Origin of the sequence: Streptomyces sp. NEAU-YJ-81, from assembly GCF_017592595.1 — a bacterium.
Lineage (GTDB): Bacteria > Actinomycetota > Actinomycetes > Streptomycetales > Streptomycetaceae > Streptomyces > Streptomyces hygroscopicus_B.
The window spans coordinates 135,886-150,518 of record NZ_JAGFNO010000005.1; the positions used below are offsets into that span (position 1 = coordinate 135,886).

Annotated in this window: 13 protein-coding genes; 9 read left to right on the top strand and 4 right to left on the bottom strand. The window is 71.1% G+C overall.

The genetic code is table 11. The features are described 5' to 3' along the window. Nucleotides 1-20: 20 nt before the first annotated feature. Nucleotides 21-1,217, bottom strand: coding sequence for a CdaR family transcriptional regulator (locus tag J5X86_RS14240; protein ID WP_208517130.1), 1,197 nt, complete (start codon nucleotides 1,215-1,217; stop codon nucleotides 21-23). 253 nt (nucleotides 1,218-1,470) lie between these two features. Between J5X86_RS14240 and J5X86_RS14245 the strand changes: the two genes are divergently transcribed. Beyond that, complete coding sequence (locus tag J5X86_RS14245; RefSeq protein ID WP_208517131.1) at nucleotides 1,471-2,223, top strand: DUF6328 family protein; 753 nt, start codon at nucleotides 1,471-1,473, stop codon at nucleotides 2,221-2,223. A 23-nt stretch (nucleotides 2,224-2,246) separates the two neighbouring features. Here J5X86_RS14245 and J5X86_RS14250 read toward each other — a convergent pair whose 3' ends face one another. After that, nucleotides 2,247-2,996 carry an SDR family NAD(P)-dependent oxidoreductase gene (locus tag J5X86_RS14250; RefSeq protein WP_208517132.1) on the bottom strand — a complete coding sequence of 250 codons (750 nt, stop codon included), beginning with the start codon at nucleotides 2,994-2,996 and terminating at the stop codon, nucleotides 2,247-2,249. Between the two features lie 165 nt (nucleotides 2,997-3,161). On the opposite strand from J5X86_RS14250, the gene J5X86_RS14255 reads away from it, so the two are divergent. From J5X86_RS14255 to J5X86_RS14265, 3 genes are all read left to right on the top strand, one after another. Continuing rightward, a complete protein-coding gene (locus tag J5X86_RS14255) occupies nucleotides 3,162-3,287 on the top strand; it encodes a transcriptional regulator (protein ID WP_208517533.1) in 126 nt (41 codons plus the stop codon). A 119-nt stretch (nucleotides 3,288-3,406) separates the two neighbouring features. Next, nucleotides 3,407-4,429 carry a threonine/serine dehydratase gene (locus J5X86_RS14260; RefSeq protein WP_243980360.1) on the top strand — a complete coding sequence of 341 codons (1,023 nt, stop codon included), beginning with the start codon at nucleotides 3,407-3,409 and terminating at the stop codon, nucleotides 4,427-4,429. A gap of 151 nt (nucleotides 4,430-4,580) precedes the next feature. After that, entirely contained in the window at nucleotides 4,581-5,201 is a 621-nt protein-coding gene (locus tag J5X86_RS14265) for an L-threonylcarbamoyladenylate synthase (RefSeq protein ID WP_078645147.1), read from the top strand. 30 nt (nucleotides 5,202-5,231) lie between these two features. Here J5X86_RS14265 and J5X86_RS14270 read toward each other — a convergent pair whose 3' ends face one another. Further along, complete coding sequence (locus J5X86_RS14270; protein WP_208517134.1) at nucleotides 5,232-6,686, bottom strand: glycoside hydrolase family 28 protein; 1,455 nt, start codon at nucleotides 6,684-6,686, stop codon at nucleotides 5,232-5,234. A gap of 11 nt (nucleotides 6,687-6,697) precedes the next feature. Further along, nucleotides 6,698-9,682: a CBM35 domain-containing protein gene (locus J5X86_RS14275; protein ID WP_208517135.1), complete on the bottom strand. Its 2,985-nt coding sequence runs from the start codon at nucleotides 9,680-9,682 to the stop codon at nucleotides 6,698-6,700. A gap of 220 nt (nucleotides 9,683-9,902) precedes the next feature. Here J5X86_RS14275 and J5X86_RS14280 point away from each other — a divergent pair, with 220 nt between their 5' ends. The 5 genes from J5X86_RS14280 to J5X86_RS14300 all read left to right on the top strand — a co-directional run bounded on the left by J5X86_RS14280 (nucleotide 9,903) and on the right by J5X86_RS14300 (nucleotide 14,583). Beyond that, nucleotides 9,903-10,907 carry a LacI family DNA-binding transcriptional regulator gene (locus tag J5X86_RS14280; protein ID WP_208517136.1) on the top strand — a complete coding sequence of 335 codons (1,005 nt, stop codon included), beginning with the start codon at nucleotides 9,903-9,905 and terminating at the stop codon, nucleotides 10,905-10,907. Nucleotides 10,908-11,043: 136 nt separating this feature from the next. Continuing rightward, entirely contained in the window at nucleotides 11,044-12,507 is a 1,464-nt protein-coding gene (locus J5X86_RS14285; RefSeq protein WP_208517137.1) for a hypothetical protein, read from the top strand. Between the two features lie 159 nt (nucleotides 12,508-12,666). Further along, a complete protein-coding gene (locus J5X86_RS14290; RefSeq protein ID WP_208517138.1) occupies nucleotides 12,667-13,068 on the top strand; it encodes a PPOX class F420-dependent oxidoreductase in 402 nt (133 codons plus the stop codon). 173 nt (nucleotides 13,069-13,241) lie between these two features. Next, nucleotides 13,242-13,523, top strand: a complete 282-nt coding sequence (locus J5X86_RS14295; RefSeq protein WP_208517139.1) for a polyprenyl synthetase — start codon at nucleotides 13,242-13,244, stop codon at nucleotides 13,521-13,523. After that, the gene (locus J5X86_RS14300; protein ID WP_208517140.1) at nucleotides 13,516-14,583 is read left to right on the top strand and encodes a polyprenyl synthetase family protein; all 1,068 of its coding nucleotides are present in this window, start codon (nucleotides 13,516-13,518) and stop codon (nucleotides 14,581-14,583) included. Before J5X86_RS14295 ends, J5X86_RS14300 begins: the two co-directional genes overlap by 8 nt. Nucleotides 14,584-14,633: the final 50 nt, after the last annotated feature.

The window sequence follows — 14,633 nt, forward strand, 5'->3', positions numbered from 1 at the left end:
TCGTCGCCTCCTGATGTGCACTACGCACTCGGCAGCAGGTCCAGCGTGAGCAGGCCGAGATAGCCGGCCAGGAGGAAACGGTGGTCCTCCAGCGAGCTGCCGCAGAGCTGCTCGATGCGGCGCAGCCGGTTGAGGATCGTATTGCGGTGGCAGTACAGCACACCGGCCGCACGGGCGGCGGAGCGGCCGCTCTGGTACCAGATCGTCAGCGTCTTGAGCAGCACCTCCCGCTCGTCGTCCGGCAGGTCGAGCACCGCGCCCAGGGCGCGCTTGGTCAGCCGCTCGGCGAGGGCCGGGCTGGATATGACCAGGGCCTCGGGCAGGCGCTCGGCGATCCACGCCACCTCGTCGCCCTCGTGCCGCACGGTCTGCAGGGCGACATCGGCCGAACGGTGGGCCTCGGGCAGTTCGTGCATCGCGTCGAAGGGGTCGGAGACGCCGATCCGGCCGGACGGGTTGCGGTTGAGCGCCCTGATCAGCCGGAGCACGCTGGAGTGACCGAGTGCCACCAGGCCGATTTCGCGGTCGCCGCGGATGCGCCAGGCGGCTGGGAAGGAGTAGGCCGCGCAGGCGTCGCGGGCGGCGCTGAAGGTGTGGTGGGCGGCGATGTCGAACGTCGCCACGGCCACGGCGTACGGGCCGGTGGCCGGCAGGCCGAGGATCTTCAGTGCCTCGGCGGCCAGTTGGGGGTCGCCGCCGCGGCCTTCCAGAAGGGCGTCGAAGGTGGCCTGCTGGCGCTGAGCGTCCCGGCGCTGCAGTTCGGCCTCGGTGGTGCGGTAGCCCTGGACGACGGCCTCGGAATGACGGTCCATGACGTTCATCACGGCTGTGGTGACCCGCAGGAATTCTGTCAGTTCGGTGTGGGAGCGGCCTTTGACCTCGGTCAGCAGCGAGTTGAGCACCAGCTCGGTTGCGAGCCGGTAGGCGCGTAACACCGCTTCCAGCGGCACCCCCTGCTGGGCCCGGCGGCGTCCGGTGGTGCGGGCCACCGCCAGTTCCTCCTCCGGCGGGCGCTCGACTCCCGCCAGGGACTCCAGGATCGCCCGCAGGTTCTCCTGCACCGATGCGGCGAGGATCTCCAGCGGTACGGCGCCGATCGCCTGGTACATCGGCTCCTGCGCGACGATCTGCCCCACGATGCGGCGGCTGAGTTCCGGGACCTGGCTGAGCATGCGATGGGCCACCGCCGTAAAGGCGGTGCGGGAATCTGCCGACATGTGTCGGGAGGGTAGCGAGGGAGGTCCACTGCGTGAACAGCCCGTGGCCGTCGGCTTGAGAACACGTGGACCAAGCGAGAACGGGGGTTGAACAGCAGGCGAACGCGCCCTGCACAATCGGCCCCGCCAGAGGCTGTGCACCGGAACAGAGCGGCAGCTTGAGCCCACACATACCGTGAGCCAACCGAGATCCCCGCCGTTCACGGACCCGACGCCTTCGCGTCACGGGTATCCGCTCAGGGAGGCGAATGCGATGCAGGAGATGCAGTACCGCGTACCGGACGGCGAGCACGAGGGGTGGCTCGAACCCGCCGAGCACAAGGGGTGGTTCGAACCGGGACACCGGCACGCGCCCCGGACGAAGCAGGGCGCCGTGGTGACCAGCACGATGCCGCTGCCCCGCTCCGAGCCCCTCGTGGCGCACCAGGACCAGCCCCAGCCGCGCAGCGCGCCCGCCCACCACACCGACCAGCGGCCGGCGGTCACCCAGCGGCACACCGAGCGGCTCCACCGCAGGTACGCCGAGATCCTTCAGGAGGTGCGCATCGCCCAGTGCGGCATTCAGGTCCTCTTCGCGTCCCTGCTGACCCTCGGGGTGACCCCGAAGTTCGCGCAGCCGACCGCGTTTCAGCAGTGGACCTACTGCGCCGCGCTCGGCTGCGCGCTCGGCGCGGCCGGTACGCTGCTCGCGCCCGCCGCCCTGCACCGGCTCGTCCGGGGCGACCACGCCAGGGACGCCCTGGTCGATTCCGCCAATCGCTGCCTGATAGCGGGGATGGCGTTTCTCGCCCTGGCGATCAGCACCGCCATGACGCTGATCATGGATATGGCGATCGGGGCCATTCCCGCTCTCATCAGCGGCGCCGCGGCGCTGTTCTGGTTTCTGCTGCTGTGGCTGCTCGGGCCGATGCACATCCGCAGACGTCTACGGCCGGTCAGGTCGAAGGGTGTGCACACCGCCGCGACGTCCGTCCCGGCCGGACCGGCTGCCCCGGAGGCCCGCTGACATGACGGGACGGCCGGCGCCGGTCAGAGCTGGTTCTCGCCCCCGTCGACGTACAGGTTGGCGCCGAGGATGAAACTGCTCTGCTCGGAGGCGAGGAAGGCCACCGCGTTGGCGACCTCGTCCGCGCGCCCGATCCGGCCGAGCGGGACACCCGTGGCGAACTGCGACTTGGTGACGGGCGTGTCCGCCGTGGCGACCACGCCATCGAGCCCGGGAGTGTCGATGGTGCCCGGGGAGACCGCGTTGACCCGGATGTTCCGGCCCTTGAGCTCGTTGGCCCAGGTCCGGGAGAAGGACCGGAGTGCTGCCTTGGAGGCCGCATACGTGCCGAACGCCGCGACACCGTCATCGGCGCGCACAGACGAGTTGAGGATCACCGAGGCGCCGTCGTTGAGCAGCGGCAGTGCCTTCTGCACGGTGAACAGCGTGCCCCGCACATTGACGTCGAAGGTCTGGTCGAAGTGCTCCTCGGTGATCTGCTCCAGCGTCGCGAACGACGCGGCGGCGGCGTTGGCGAACAGCACGTCCAACCCCCGGCCCCGGGCGCGGACCGTGTCGTACAGCCGGTCCAGGTCGGCGAGGTTCGAGATGTCGCCCGACACCGCGGTGGCCCTCGCCGGGCCGATGGTCTCCACGGCCGCGTCCAGCTGGGTTCTGCGCCGGCCGGTGATGAACACGTGCGCGCCCTCGTCAGCCAGCCGTACGGCGGTGGCCAGACCGATGCCGGTGCCGCCTCCGGTCACGACGGCGGTCTTGCCCTCGAGCTGTCCCATGCGAATGACCTCTCCAAGATTTCAGTACCGATCGGTACTGAACAAGACCATAGCACTTCCGTACCGATCGGTGCGGAAGAGATGGGGTGGGGGACATGGATACGCACCGGAAGGCGTCGATCGGCCGACGGCGCCACCCGCGACGACCTGCGGCAGGTGGCCGACATGGCCCTGCGAACCTGGTCACCGGCCAGCCTCACCTACGCCGCGACAACGGCCGATCCCGCCACCGACCGGCAGCGCCACCGCGACAGCCTGGCCGCCACCGTGCGCCGCGCGTTCGCACCCTGACGACACCGGCGCAAGGAACAACGCGCGTACCCTGCCGATGCGGGACCCCGCCCGACCACGCGAGAGGACACCCACCGATGTCCGAGATCCACGACCGACCCGGGGAGCGAGGGCCGCGTATGCCCGAGCCCCCGGAAGTGAACGCGGCGGCCGTCGCGGACGGCATCGTGCCCGGCTTCGGCATGGACGCCATCCACGAGGCCGCGCGGCGCCTGTCCGGTCATGTGGTCCGGACACCTCTGCTCACCTCCCCGATGCTGGACGAGCTCGTCGGCGCCCGCGTCCTGGTCAAGGCCGAATGCCTCCAGCTCACCGGCTCGTTCAAGGTGCGCGGGGCGCTCAACGCCCTGCTCGCCCTGGAGGAGGAGGCGCGCCGCGCGGGGATCGTGGCCTACTCCGCCGGCAACCACGGGCAGGGCGTGGCCGCGGCGGCACGGCTCGCCGGTTGCCCCGCGGTCATCGTCATGCCGCATGACGCCCCGCAAATCAAGGTCGACAACTGCCGCTGGTGGGGCGCCGAGACAGTCCTGTACGACCCGCGGACCGAGGACCGGGAAGAGGTCGCCCGGAAGATCCTTCAGGACCGCGGCATGACGCTGATCCCGCCCTTCGACGACGTCAGGGTCATGGCCGGGCAGGGCACCGTCGGCCTGGAGATGGCCGAGCAGGCGCGCGAGCTGGGCCTGACCCCGGACGCGGTCCTGGTGAACTGCAGTGGCGGCGGGCTGGCCTCCGGTGTGATCGCCGCGCTCCACCACGCGTTCCCCGGCATGGTGAACCACATCGTCGAACCGGCAGGCTTCGACAAGATGGCCCGGTCCCTGGCGACCGGCCGCGTATGCGCCAATCCCCACCCGCCCGGCGGCCTCATGGACGCCATCTCCGGCCCGGCGGCCGGTGCGCGCCCGCTGGCCGTCCTCCGCCACCACGATGTGACCGGCCTGACCGTCACCGACGAGGAGGTCCTGGCCGCCATGGGCACGGCCCACCGGCTCCTCAAGATCGTGATGGAGCCGGGGGCCGCCGCATCCCTGGCGGCACTGCTGTCCGGGAAGGTGGACGTACGGGGCAGGACCGTGGCGCTCGTGGCGTCGGGCGGCAACGTCGATCCAGCGGTCTACCGCCGGGCCCTGGCGGACTGAACCACACCCCGCCGAGGAGTACTGCATCCCCTCGGCGGGGAACACCTGTGGCCGATGTGACGCCCAGGGGCGCTCCGCGCCCGGCCATCGCGGCGCCGCCGATCAGGCCATCGAGGTCGAAGCGTGCCGTCGGTGCACGTAGGCTCGGTGGATGGCGAAGTATTTCGATGTGCATCCCGATAACCCTCAGCAGCGCACCATCAGCAATGTGGCCGACAGGATCCGCTCCGGTGGGCTGGTCGCCTATCCGACGGACTCCTGCTTCGCGCTGGGATGCCAGATGGGCAATCGTGACGGAATCAATCAAATCCGGTCGATTCGCAACCTCGACGACCGTCACCACTTCACCCTGATGTGCCAGAACTTCGCGCAGCTCGGCCAGTTCGTGCACATCGACAAGGACGTGTTCCGCGCGATCAAAGCGGCGACGCCCGGCAGCTACACCTTCATCCTCCCGGCGACGAAGGACGTACCGCGTCAGCTTCCGCACCCGAAGAAGAAGACGGTCGGCGTCCGGATCCCCGACCATGTCGTCACCCAGGCCCTGCTCGCCGAGCTCGGTGAGCCACTGCTCTCCAGCACCCTGCTGCTGCCCGACGAGGACGAGCCGATGACACAGGGCTGGGAGATCAAGGAACGGCTCGACCATGTGGTGGACGCCGTGGTCGACTCGGGTGACTGCGGCACCGAGCCGACCACGGTCATCGACTTCTCCAGCGGCGAGGCCGAGATCGTACGCCGGGGGGCGGGGGACACGGCACGGTTCGAGTAGCCGCGCCGCCGGCCCCCGGCCGCGCGCCGATCAGGCGGGTGGCAGGTATGGCACCTCCTGGCCGTTGACGATGACCCGCCGGAAGGTCAGGTCGTCGGTGTAGGCGATGCTGTCGGGGTTGAGGATGCCGGTGAAGGCGGAGCGGGAGAGGTGCACACCGCGCAGATGGTCGGTGTCCAGGCCGACCAGCCGCAGCACGGTCTGGGCGCCGTCGATCGCCATACGGTCCATATGGATGTTCCGCACGGACACCGGCAGGGTCCCGTCCTCGCCGCCGTTGTAGGCCATGGTCACGAACGCGATGTCGCGCTCCACGTCCTGTCCGGTGAAGTTCCGGATGTGCACACCGTCGATGAAGCCGCCGCGCTTCTTGTTCGCCTTGACGTACAGCGCGTGCTTGACGGGGTAGCGGCCGGGGAAGTCCGGTGGGTTGATCTCGCAGTTCTCGGCGAAGATGTCGCGCACCCCGCCGGACATCTCGCTGCCGACGGTCATCCCGCCCCAGCGGCCGGAGAACTGGCAGTCGCGTACGACGATGTTCCTGCTCGGTACGCCGACGCGGTGGCCGTCCTCGTCCCGGCCGGACTTGACGGCCACGCAGTCGTCGTTGGTGTTGAAGCGGCAGTCGGTGATGAGCACATCCGAGCAGCACTCCGGGTCGCAGCCATCGGTGTTGTAGAGGGTGCTGTCCACGGTGACACCGCGCACGGTGACGTTGCTGGAGAGCACCGGATGCACGGTCCACATCGGCGGGTCGACGATGGTCAGGTCGCTGACCAGGACATTGCGGCAGCGGTAGAACTGCACCATCTTCGGCCGCAGATAGTGGCCGTCACCGAAGACGCGCCTGGCCACCGGCGCTCCCGTGGAGCCCATCTCGCGCAGCAGTTTCTGATCGGCCCCCTGCGGTCCGCTGTCGCGGTACCAGCTCTCCCACGGGCCGAGCCGCGCCTGCCCGTCGAGGATGCCGGGCCCGGTGACCGCGACGTCCCGCGCGCCGTACGCGTAGATGAAGGGCGAGTAGTTGTAGCACTCGGTGCCCTCCCAGCGGGTGAGCACCACCGGCAGGAAGTCGCGCGGATCGGGGCTGAAGGCGATGGTGGCGCCCGCGGTGACATGCAGATTCACCCGGCTGCGCAGATGGATCGCACCGGTGAGGAAACGGCCCTCGGGGACGACGACCTGGCCGCCGCCCGCGCGGTGGCAGGCGGCGATGGCGGCCCGGAACGCCGCGGTGTTCATCGTCCGCCCGTCGCCGACCGCGCCGTAGTCGGTGATCCTGAAGCTCCGGCGGGGGAAGGCGGGCGGCCTGATCCGGTCCAGGATCCCCGGCACCGCGCGCCACGCCCCGGAGTAGTCGGTGGCCGCGCCGGTGTGCGACGTGGCCGCGTACGCCTGCCCCGCGGGCAGTTGGGGGAGCAGCGCGCCTGCCGCCAGCAGACCGCCGGTGCGCAGCGCCGAGCGGCGGGAAGGTCTCGGATGCATCGCCTGGCTCCTCAGGTGGTCCGGCCGACGGAGAGCCGGTCGAGGTCGGGGGCGGACTCGGTGTCGTTGGAGATCTTGATGGTGTTGGCGCCGGCTTTGAGGGTGACCGGGAGGGAGGTCGTGCGCGGGGTGGTGTTACCGGTGTCGGTCACGGTCACCTTGGTCGCCGGGCCGCCGTTGACGCTCACCTGGAACGAGCGGGTGCCGTTGACCGTGTAGTCGAGGTGGAGCGTGTGCTGCCCGCCGTCGGGGACGACGACATCGGGGAAGACCATGGCCGCCTGCTCGCTGCCGCCGATGTTGCGCACCTTCTCGGCCCCGGAGCAGGGTCCGCAGCCGGTGAGGCCCGTGCTGCCGAACTGGTTGGCCGAGTCCTCCGCTTCGCGCGCCCATATCCGGTCGGCGGGCAGTGGCCGCACCTTGACCTGGTCCGAGACCGACTTCTGCCGGCCGAGCAGCCCGAAGTCCGCCGTGACGGGGATGTCGGCCGAACCGGCGTCCTGGCCGGGCGGGGAGGTGAGGGTCCAGGTGCCCCGCACCGTCTGGCCGAGCCGCAGCGACCGGGCCGTGACCGGGCCGCCGTCCGCGGTCCAGCCGGCCGGCAGCCGGGGGGCGAGGCTGATGCCGTCGAGCTGCTCGTCGGCGTCGAGCCGGAGAGTCGCCGTGACGGTGAGGGACCGCCGGCCGGGCCCGACCCATTGCAGACCGTGGGGCTGGACGGTGAGCGTGGTCTTGGGCGTGTACGAGGCCGGGGGCAGCGGGGCGACCGCGATCCGGTCCAGCCCGGGGCCGCGGCGGGCGGTGCTGAAGACCTTCACCGTGTTGGCGCCCGCCTTGAGTGGCACGGACACCGCCGTGCTCTCCGGCACCTCGGGGCTGCCCGCGACCACGGGGACCTCGACCGGTGCCGCGCCGTTGACACTCACGGACAGCGAGGAGGCGGCCTTCGCGGTGTGGTCCAACTGGAGCCGGTAGTCGCCGCTTTCGGGGGCGCGGACCTCGCGGTACGTCACGGAGTTGCGGGCCCCGCCGCCGAGGCCGTCCACGCGCCGGCCGCCCGAGCAGGCGCCGCATGCCACGGAGCGGACCGTGCCCGACGACGCGTTCTGCCGGGCCTCGGCCTCCAGCGGCAGCCGGCTGCGGGTGGTCTTCGAGCGGCCGTAGGCCACCTGGATCTCGTCGATGCGCAGCTGGTTGTAGAACTCCGGTGCCTGCGGGCCGCCCCACAGGCTGCGCACCTCCAGCTTCAGATAGCGGGCGTCGCGGCCACCGATGTCGATGGTCTGCACCCCGCGGGCGCTGGGCAGAGTGCCGGAGCGCACCTGCGTCCAGCGCTTGCCGTCGCCGCTGGCGTAGACGCGGTAGTCCTTGATGCGCGCGGAGTCCTCGGGGCGCCCGAAGGAGGACCGGGCGTGCGTCGGCGACCACTCGCGCTGGTTCACCGCCAGCGCCGTGGTGTGCTTGCGCGCGCCGAGGTCGAGGGTGACGGAGACGGGCAGCTTGCCGTCGCTGTCCCAGTAGGTCTCGTAGTCGCCGTCGGCCAGGTCGGCCGCCGGGTGGCCGGTCCGCGCGGAGGTGGCGGTGGCGCCGACACCGGACTGCGGATAGAAGGGCCGGCGGCCGTCGGTCTCGACCTTGAAGACGGTGTCGTACGGATCCCAGTCGTGGATGCCGAGGATGGACAGATGGCCGCCGGACTGGCTGAAGCGCATCTTCTGACCGGTGCGGAGGTTGGTGACCCGGCGCACGGTGTAGCCGTTGTCGCCCAGCCGCACCATGTCGGTGCGGGGCGGGGTGACCACGTGTACGTACTGGGTGCGGTCGCCGTTCTCGCCCCGGCCCACGGTGACCACGCCATGGGCGCCGTCGTTCCAGAACCCGGGCCGCATGCCGCCGTACATATAGCCGCCGCCCTCGACGCCGTGCACCGACTCCTTGATGGGCTCAACCCACTTGCCCATGAAGTCGTTGAACTCCTCCTGCTGGGGCGGGAGTTTGCCGTTCACCATGGGTGTCTCGGCCATGAGCGACTTGATGGAGGAGCCCGCGTTGGTGATGTAACGGCCGGTGCTCAGCCGGGCGTCGACCTCGTGGTCACCGCCGTCGTACCACCAGTCGCCGGTGGTCGGCAGCTTGTAGTCGGCCTCGGTCAGCCGGGGCATGGGAACGCTCACGGCGGCGGGGTAGTCGTACGCCGGGGTCATACCGGTCTTCTGCTCATTGCTGACCGTGTCCATGATCGGCGTGTCTTCGTTGTTGTTGCTCAGCAGCCAGTCCGGGCGGCGCTCGCGGATCTTCTCGTAGAGGCCGTGCTCCTCCCAGTACTCGTTGTCGTTGTCGATCCAGAACCCCGACAGGTCCGGGTACTTCTCCATGGCCTCGAGGAACAGGTCGTAGCTGTACCTGCCGAAGCCTTGGCGCGTGGTGAGGTCGACCTGCTCGCCCTTGTACGCCGAGTAGGCGGCCGAATCCAGCGTCTCGACGCCGTCCGCGTTGTGCCACTGCGGATCGTCGGTCATGTAGAGGACGATGCGCACGCCCTTGGCCTTACCGGCGGCCACCAACTCGCCGAGCAGATCGCGCTCGGTGGCACAGCTTCCCGGAATCTTCGAGGGCCACGGGCGGGCGTAGCCCAGCCTGCTGTGGAAGGTGGCCAGCACGATGTACGAGGCGCCGAGCTTGCGCGCCTCGTCCACCCAGTAGTCGGCGCTCCAGCCGCCCTCGGTGACATCGCGCTCCCACTCGGCGCAGTCGCGGTGCTGGGGGTGGGTGAACATGCCCCAGTGCAGGAAGAGCCCGGCGGTGGACTGACGCAGCCACTCCTGCCGGGGGTGGTGGACCTCGGCCTTGGCGGGGGCGGCGAGGAGGCCGATGGCCAGGGCGAGTACGACCGCCGCGCACACAGCGCGCCACCGGGAGCGGGTGGCGCGGATGGCATGTGTGGTGCGGGCAGCAGAGATGTGGAAGGGGCGGAGCGGGATCCTCGGCGTGGGCATATCCTGTCCTCCGTGAACGTTCCCGTGAGCGTTCACGAAGCACTGTCCGGCTCACCCGGCCGCCGTGTCAATATGTGTGCGGCGGTGGGGTGTTATGCGGTGGCGATCCGTTGACGCCCGTCGTCGCCGCGGTGATTATCAAGGCGGGAGCGGATCGGGGACCGCATCCATGAGCGCGCCCGAGTGCCACGTCCGCGGGTGGGGGAGAGGGGTGGGGACCATGCCCGCGAACGGCAGGCCGCGCCGGATCACCATCGACGACGTGGCGCGCTCGGCCGGGGTGTCCCGGCAGACCGTGTCCCGCGCGGTCAACGACAAACCGGAGATCGACCCCGCCACCCGGCAGCGGGTGCTCCTGGTGGCCCAGTCCATGGGGTACCGGCCCAGCCGGTTCGCCCGTGGCATGGTCGGCCCGGGGCTCACCACGCTGGGGCTGGTCATCGCGGACGTGCTCAACCCGTTCTTTCCCGAGGTGGTCTCCGGTGTGCTGGCGGCGGCCGACGAGCGCGGCTGGCAGGTCGCCGTCTACAGCACCGGATCCGCCCTGGAACGCGAGACCGCGGTGGCGAAGACCGTGGTGAACCACGTGGACGCGTGTATCGCCTTTCTGCTGGACCCCGGCGCCATCGAGCTCATCCGGCGCTCCGGGATGCCCTTCGTCCTGCTGGACAACGAGCACCGGCCACCGGCGGTGAGCGGGGGCCGGATCGACTTCGCCAGCGGGATGCGCCAGGTGGTCGGCCACCTTGTCGAGCGCGGCCACCGCCGGATCGCGATGCTCGACGACCGCGGGCGCCCGGACGCGGGCGACCGCGGCACCCGGCACTCGCTGTTCCTGGGGACCGCCGCCGAACTGGGGCTGCCCGCGGACGAGAACTGGGTGTTCCCGGCGGCCAACTCCCTCGACGGCGGGGCGGCGGCCATGGACGACGTGCTGGACACCGGCTTCGGCGCGACGGCCGTGCTCGCGTACAACGACCTGATCGCCATCGGTGCCATGCGCCGCGCCCGCGACCGCGGGGTGCGGGTGCCGGAGGACTGCGCGTTCGTCGGCTGCGACGGGCTGACGCTGAGCCGGCTCGTGGACCCGCCGCTGACCACCCTGACGGTCGACAAGGAACTCCTCGGCCGGGCCGCGGTGCGGCAGGCCGCCGCGCAGATGACCGGCGCCGGAACGGGCGAGACGGTGATCGAGCCACGCCTCGTGGTCCGCGCGTCCTCCTGACCTACCCGCCGCCGCCGTCGGCGCTCCCGGCGAACAATATGAACGCAATGATCGACGGGATGGCGCTCGCCCCCGGCGGTTCCTAGCATCCCCGTGCGCAGCGCAGCTTCGCGCGGAGCACGATAGGAGCCACTCCTTGAACACATCTGACGCGCCCACGCATGTCTCCTGGTGGGCCTCCCACCGCCGACGCCGTCCAGCGGTACTGGCGGCCGTGCTCGCGGCCGTGTCCCTCGGCACGCTCGGCAACGCACCCACCGGCCACGCCCAGACCACCCAGCCCGCGGCCGCCACCTGCCCGGCCAAGCTGGCCGGGAAGGCGAAGTGCTACACCGGCCAGGACACCAACGGGGCGTACTACACGATCGCGGTGCCCACGCACTGGAATGGATCCCTCGTCGTGCACGCACACGGCGGGCCCGATCTCGGCGACTCCTCCGACCCGTCCCGCAGCGCCGACGACCTGGAGCGCTGGGCGGTGATGGTCGACCAGGGATATGCCTGGGCCGGCTCCTCCTACCGCCGCGGTGGCTACGGAACCCGGATGGCCGCCGCCGACACCGAGAACGTACGCCGCCTGTTCCTCGCACGGTTCGGCAAGCCGAAGCGGACGTACATCCACGGCCAGTCCTGGGGTGGCGACGTCGCCGCGAAGGTCGCGGAAACCTACGGCGCACGGCCCGGGGCCTACGACGGGGCGCTGCTGACCAGCGGTGTCCTCGGCGGTGGCTCGCGCGGCTACGACTACCGCGTCGACCTGCGGGTGGTCTACCAGTACTACTGCCACAACCACCCCCGGCCGACCGAGCCGCAATACCCCCTGTGGCAGGGGCTGCGGCCGGACTCCACCCTGACGAACGCCGGGCTCCGCGCCCGCCTTCAGGAGTGCACCGGCTACGCGTCCGACCCCGCGGACCGGACCGCGGCGCAGCAGCGCAACCTCGACGACATCCTCGCCGTCACCCGCATCCCGGAGCGCTCACTCGAATCGCATCTGCAGTTCTCGACCTTCACCTTCCGGGACATCGTGTGGAACCGGCTCGGCGGCCGTAACCCGTTCGGCAACCGGGGTGTGTGGTATTCGGGTTCACACGACGACAAGGCGCTCAACGCGGGTGTCGAGCGGTTCTCGGCCGATCCCACCGCCCGCCGTGACCTCTCCTACGACAGCGATCTCACCGGCAGGGTTTCCCTTCCGGTCCTCACCCTGCACGCGATCGACGACCCGACGGCCTTCGTGGAGCACGAGGCGGCCTACCGCGCCACTCTCCGGGGTGCCGGCCGGGGCGGAAACCTCGTCCAGACGTTCACGAAGGAGACCGAGCACAGTGCGCTGAGCGACTCCGAATACGCCAACTCCCTCTCGGCGCTCGACACTTGGGTGCGCTCCGGCCGTAAGCCGACCCCGTCCTCGATCGCGGCCTCCTGCGGAGCCTTCGACGACATCTACGGCAGCGGTTGCTTCTACGACTCCGCCTTCCACCCCTCGCCCTACGCCTCGCGGGTCCGTCCCCGACCGGGCGGGCTCGGCTGGCCCGCCATGACCGCGGCACAGGAGCGGGCGTGGAGCCGGATCGACGGTGTGGGGATCGCCCCCTGACGGGCCCCGCCCACCGGGGTCGGCCCCCTGCGGCCGACCCCGGCCCCGACGCCGGTCAGGTGCTTCGGGGAGCCGCGGCTCGGGGGCGGGGAGGGCCGGGCTCCCCGCCGTGGTTACCGTGGCCCCAGCACCCCACCGAACCGCCCCCTGGAGGATCCCGTGCCCGTACCCCTCGGCGAGGACGTGCTGGCGCTGCTGCGCCGTCCCAGCACCTGCTACCTCGCCACCACGATGCCCGACGGCTCGCCCCAGCTCACCCAGACCTGGGTCGACACCGATGGCGAGCACGTCCTGATCAACAGTGTTGAGTCGCATCAGAAGACCCGGAACATCGCGCGCGACCCGCGGGTGGCCGTCGCGGTCGCCGACCCCTCGCAGCCCTCCTCCTACGTCCAGATCCGAGGCCGTGTGGTGCGGGTGACCACCGAGGGAGCGAGCGACCACATCGAGGCGCTCGCGCAGAAGTACCTCGGGGGGCCCTATCCCTGGTTCGGCGGCCGCGATCAAGTCCGGGTGATCTATGTGATCCAGCCTGAACGGATCAGCAGCCCCCGCGGCTAGGCGGGTCCGCTGGGCCGTGGTCGCCCGACCCCCGCGGGAAGAGCAACCCGCACACGGGAGCGATGTCATCACTCGATCGTGAGTTGTTCCCTTCATATGCCCGGTGCGATGCCACGCTGGCCGACACGGCGTATGACCGGCGCCGCCCGGACGTGCTGAGGGTGGGGGATGGGATGGCGCAAGGCGCGGGACGACGCGGGGGACTGGACGAGCGGGCGGTGCTGCTGGCGGCCGGGCTGGCCGATCTGGCAGTGAGCACGCTGGGTTCGGTGCTGGGGACGGCGCGGGTGTTGCTGCGCCGCTCGGACGCCGCGGAGCTGGCGGCGGAGGCCGAGCACGATCTGATGGCACGCGGGCGCCTGGTGCTGGACCGGCGTACCGCGGCCGTCCCCCCGGCCCACCTGGAGATTCTCGCCCGGCACGCGCTGGCTCGGCGGGCCACCGGCGATGTCTGACCGGCGGGGGTCCGACCGATGGGGGCCGGCCGCGTTCAAGACCCGCGTCGACGAGGTGCTGCACCGTTTCGTCGCCCAGGAGGCCGAGCAGTTGTCGGCGATCGATCCGGCCCTGGGCCCGGTGGCCGGGCAGTTGGAGGCGGCGGTCGCGGACGGCAAGCGGCTGCGGGCGGCGTTCTGCTACTGGGGCTGGCGCGCGGTGGGGCAGCCGGACAGCGATGCGCTCGTGCGGGCGGCGGCCTCGATGGAGCTGGTGCATGCCGCCGCGGTGGTGCACGACGATCTCATCGACGACAGTCCGCTGCGGCATGGCCGGCCCACGGCGCATATCGCCCTGCGCGGTGCCGTACGCCGCCGCCCGCGTGCGGTGGCCGCCGCCAGGTCGCTGGCGATGCTGGTGGGGGATCTGCTGATGTCGCTGGCCGGGCAGATGTTCGCCACCAGCGGTCTGCCCGCCGCGTACCTGGCACGGGCCCGCCCGCTGTGGTCGGTGCTGGCCCGGGAGCTGATCGCGGGGGAGTGCCTGGAGATCCTGCGTACCGGGGCCGATCCGGACACCACGGCGTCGCTGAAGGTCATCCGGTACAAGACCGCCAAGTACACCGTCGAGCAGCCCCTGCTGATCGGCGGCGCCCTGGCCGGGGCCGGTGAGCGGCTGCGCGAGGGCTACTCCGCGTACGGGCTGCCGCTGGGCGAGGCGTTCCAGCTCCGGGACGACCTGCTCGGCCTGTTCGGAGACCCGGAACGCACCGGCAAGGCCAACGCCGACGATGTGCGCGGCCACCGGCCCACGGCCCTGCTGGCGGAGACCTGGCGCATCGCCGGTGACGACGAGCGGGAGCAGCTGAGCGCCCTCCTCGGCCGACGCGATCTGGACGCGGCCGGTCTGGACGCGGTCCGTGAGGTGATGTGCCGGCTGAAGGCCCCGGACCGTATCGAGGCCATGATCTCCGCGCGGGTCGAGGAGGCCCTCGACGCTCTGCACGAGCTGGACGCACCCCCGCACGCCGCCACTGCCCTGACCGCGCTGGCGCGTTCGGCGGCGGTCCGCCTGTCCTGACCCCGCGCAGGCGGGAGTTACGTGCCGTCCCGGCCGCCGCCCCCGCCTGT

Coding starts and splice junctions, on each gene's coding strand:
- J5X86_RS14240 (WP_208517130.1), bottom strand. CDS start 1,217: ATGTCGGCAGATTCCCGCACCGCCTTTACGGCGGTGGCCCATCGCATG.
- J5X86_RS14245 (WP_208517131.1), top strand. CDS start 1,471: ATGCAGGAGATGCAGTACCGCGTACCGGACGGCGAGCACGAGGGGTGG.
- J5X86_RS14250 (WP_208517132.1), bottom strand. CDS start 2,996: ATGGGACAGCTCGAGGGCAAGACCGCCGTCGTGACCGGAGGCGGCACC.
- J5X86_RS14255 (WP_208517533.1), top strand. CDS start 3,162: ATGGCCCTGCGAACCTGGTCACCGGCCAGCCTCACCTACGCCGCGACA.
- J5X86_RS14260 (WP_243980360.1), top strand. CDS start 3,407: ATGCCCGAGCCCCCGGAAGTGAACGCGGCGGCCGTCGCGGACGGCATC.
- J5X86_RS14265 (WP_078645147.1), top strand. CDS start 4,581: ATGGCGAAGTATTTCGATGTGCATCCCGATAACCCTCAGCAGCGCACC.
- J5X86_RS14270 (WP_208517134.1), bottom strand. CDS start 6,686: ATGCATCCGAGACCTTCCCGCCGCTCGGCGCTGCGCACCGGCGGTCTG.
- J5X86_RS14275 (WP_208517135.1), bottom strand. CDS start 9,682: ATGCCCACGCCGAGGATCCCGCTCCGCCCCTTCCACATCTCTGCTGCC.
- J5X86_RS14280 (WP_208517136.1), top strand. CDS start 9,903: ATGCCCGCGAACGGCAGGCCGCGCCGGATCACCATCGACGACGTGGCG.
- J5X86_RS14295 (WP_208517139.1), top strand. CDS start 13,242: ATGGCGCAAGGCGCGGGACGACGCGGGGGACTGGACGAGCGGGCGGTG.
- J5X86_RS14300 (WP_208517140.1), top strand. CDS start 13,516: ATGTCTGACCGGCGGGGGTCCGACCGATGGGGGCCGGCCGCGTTCAAG.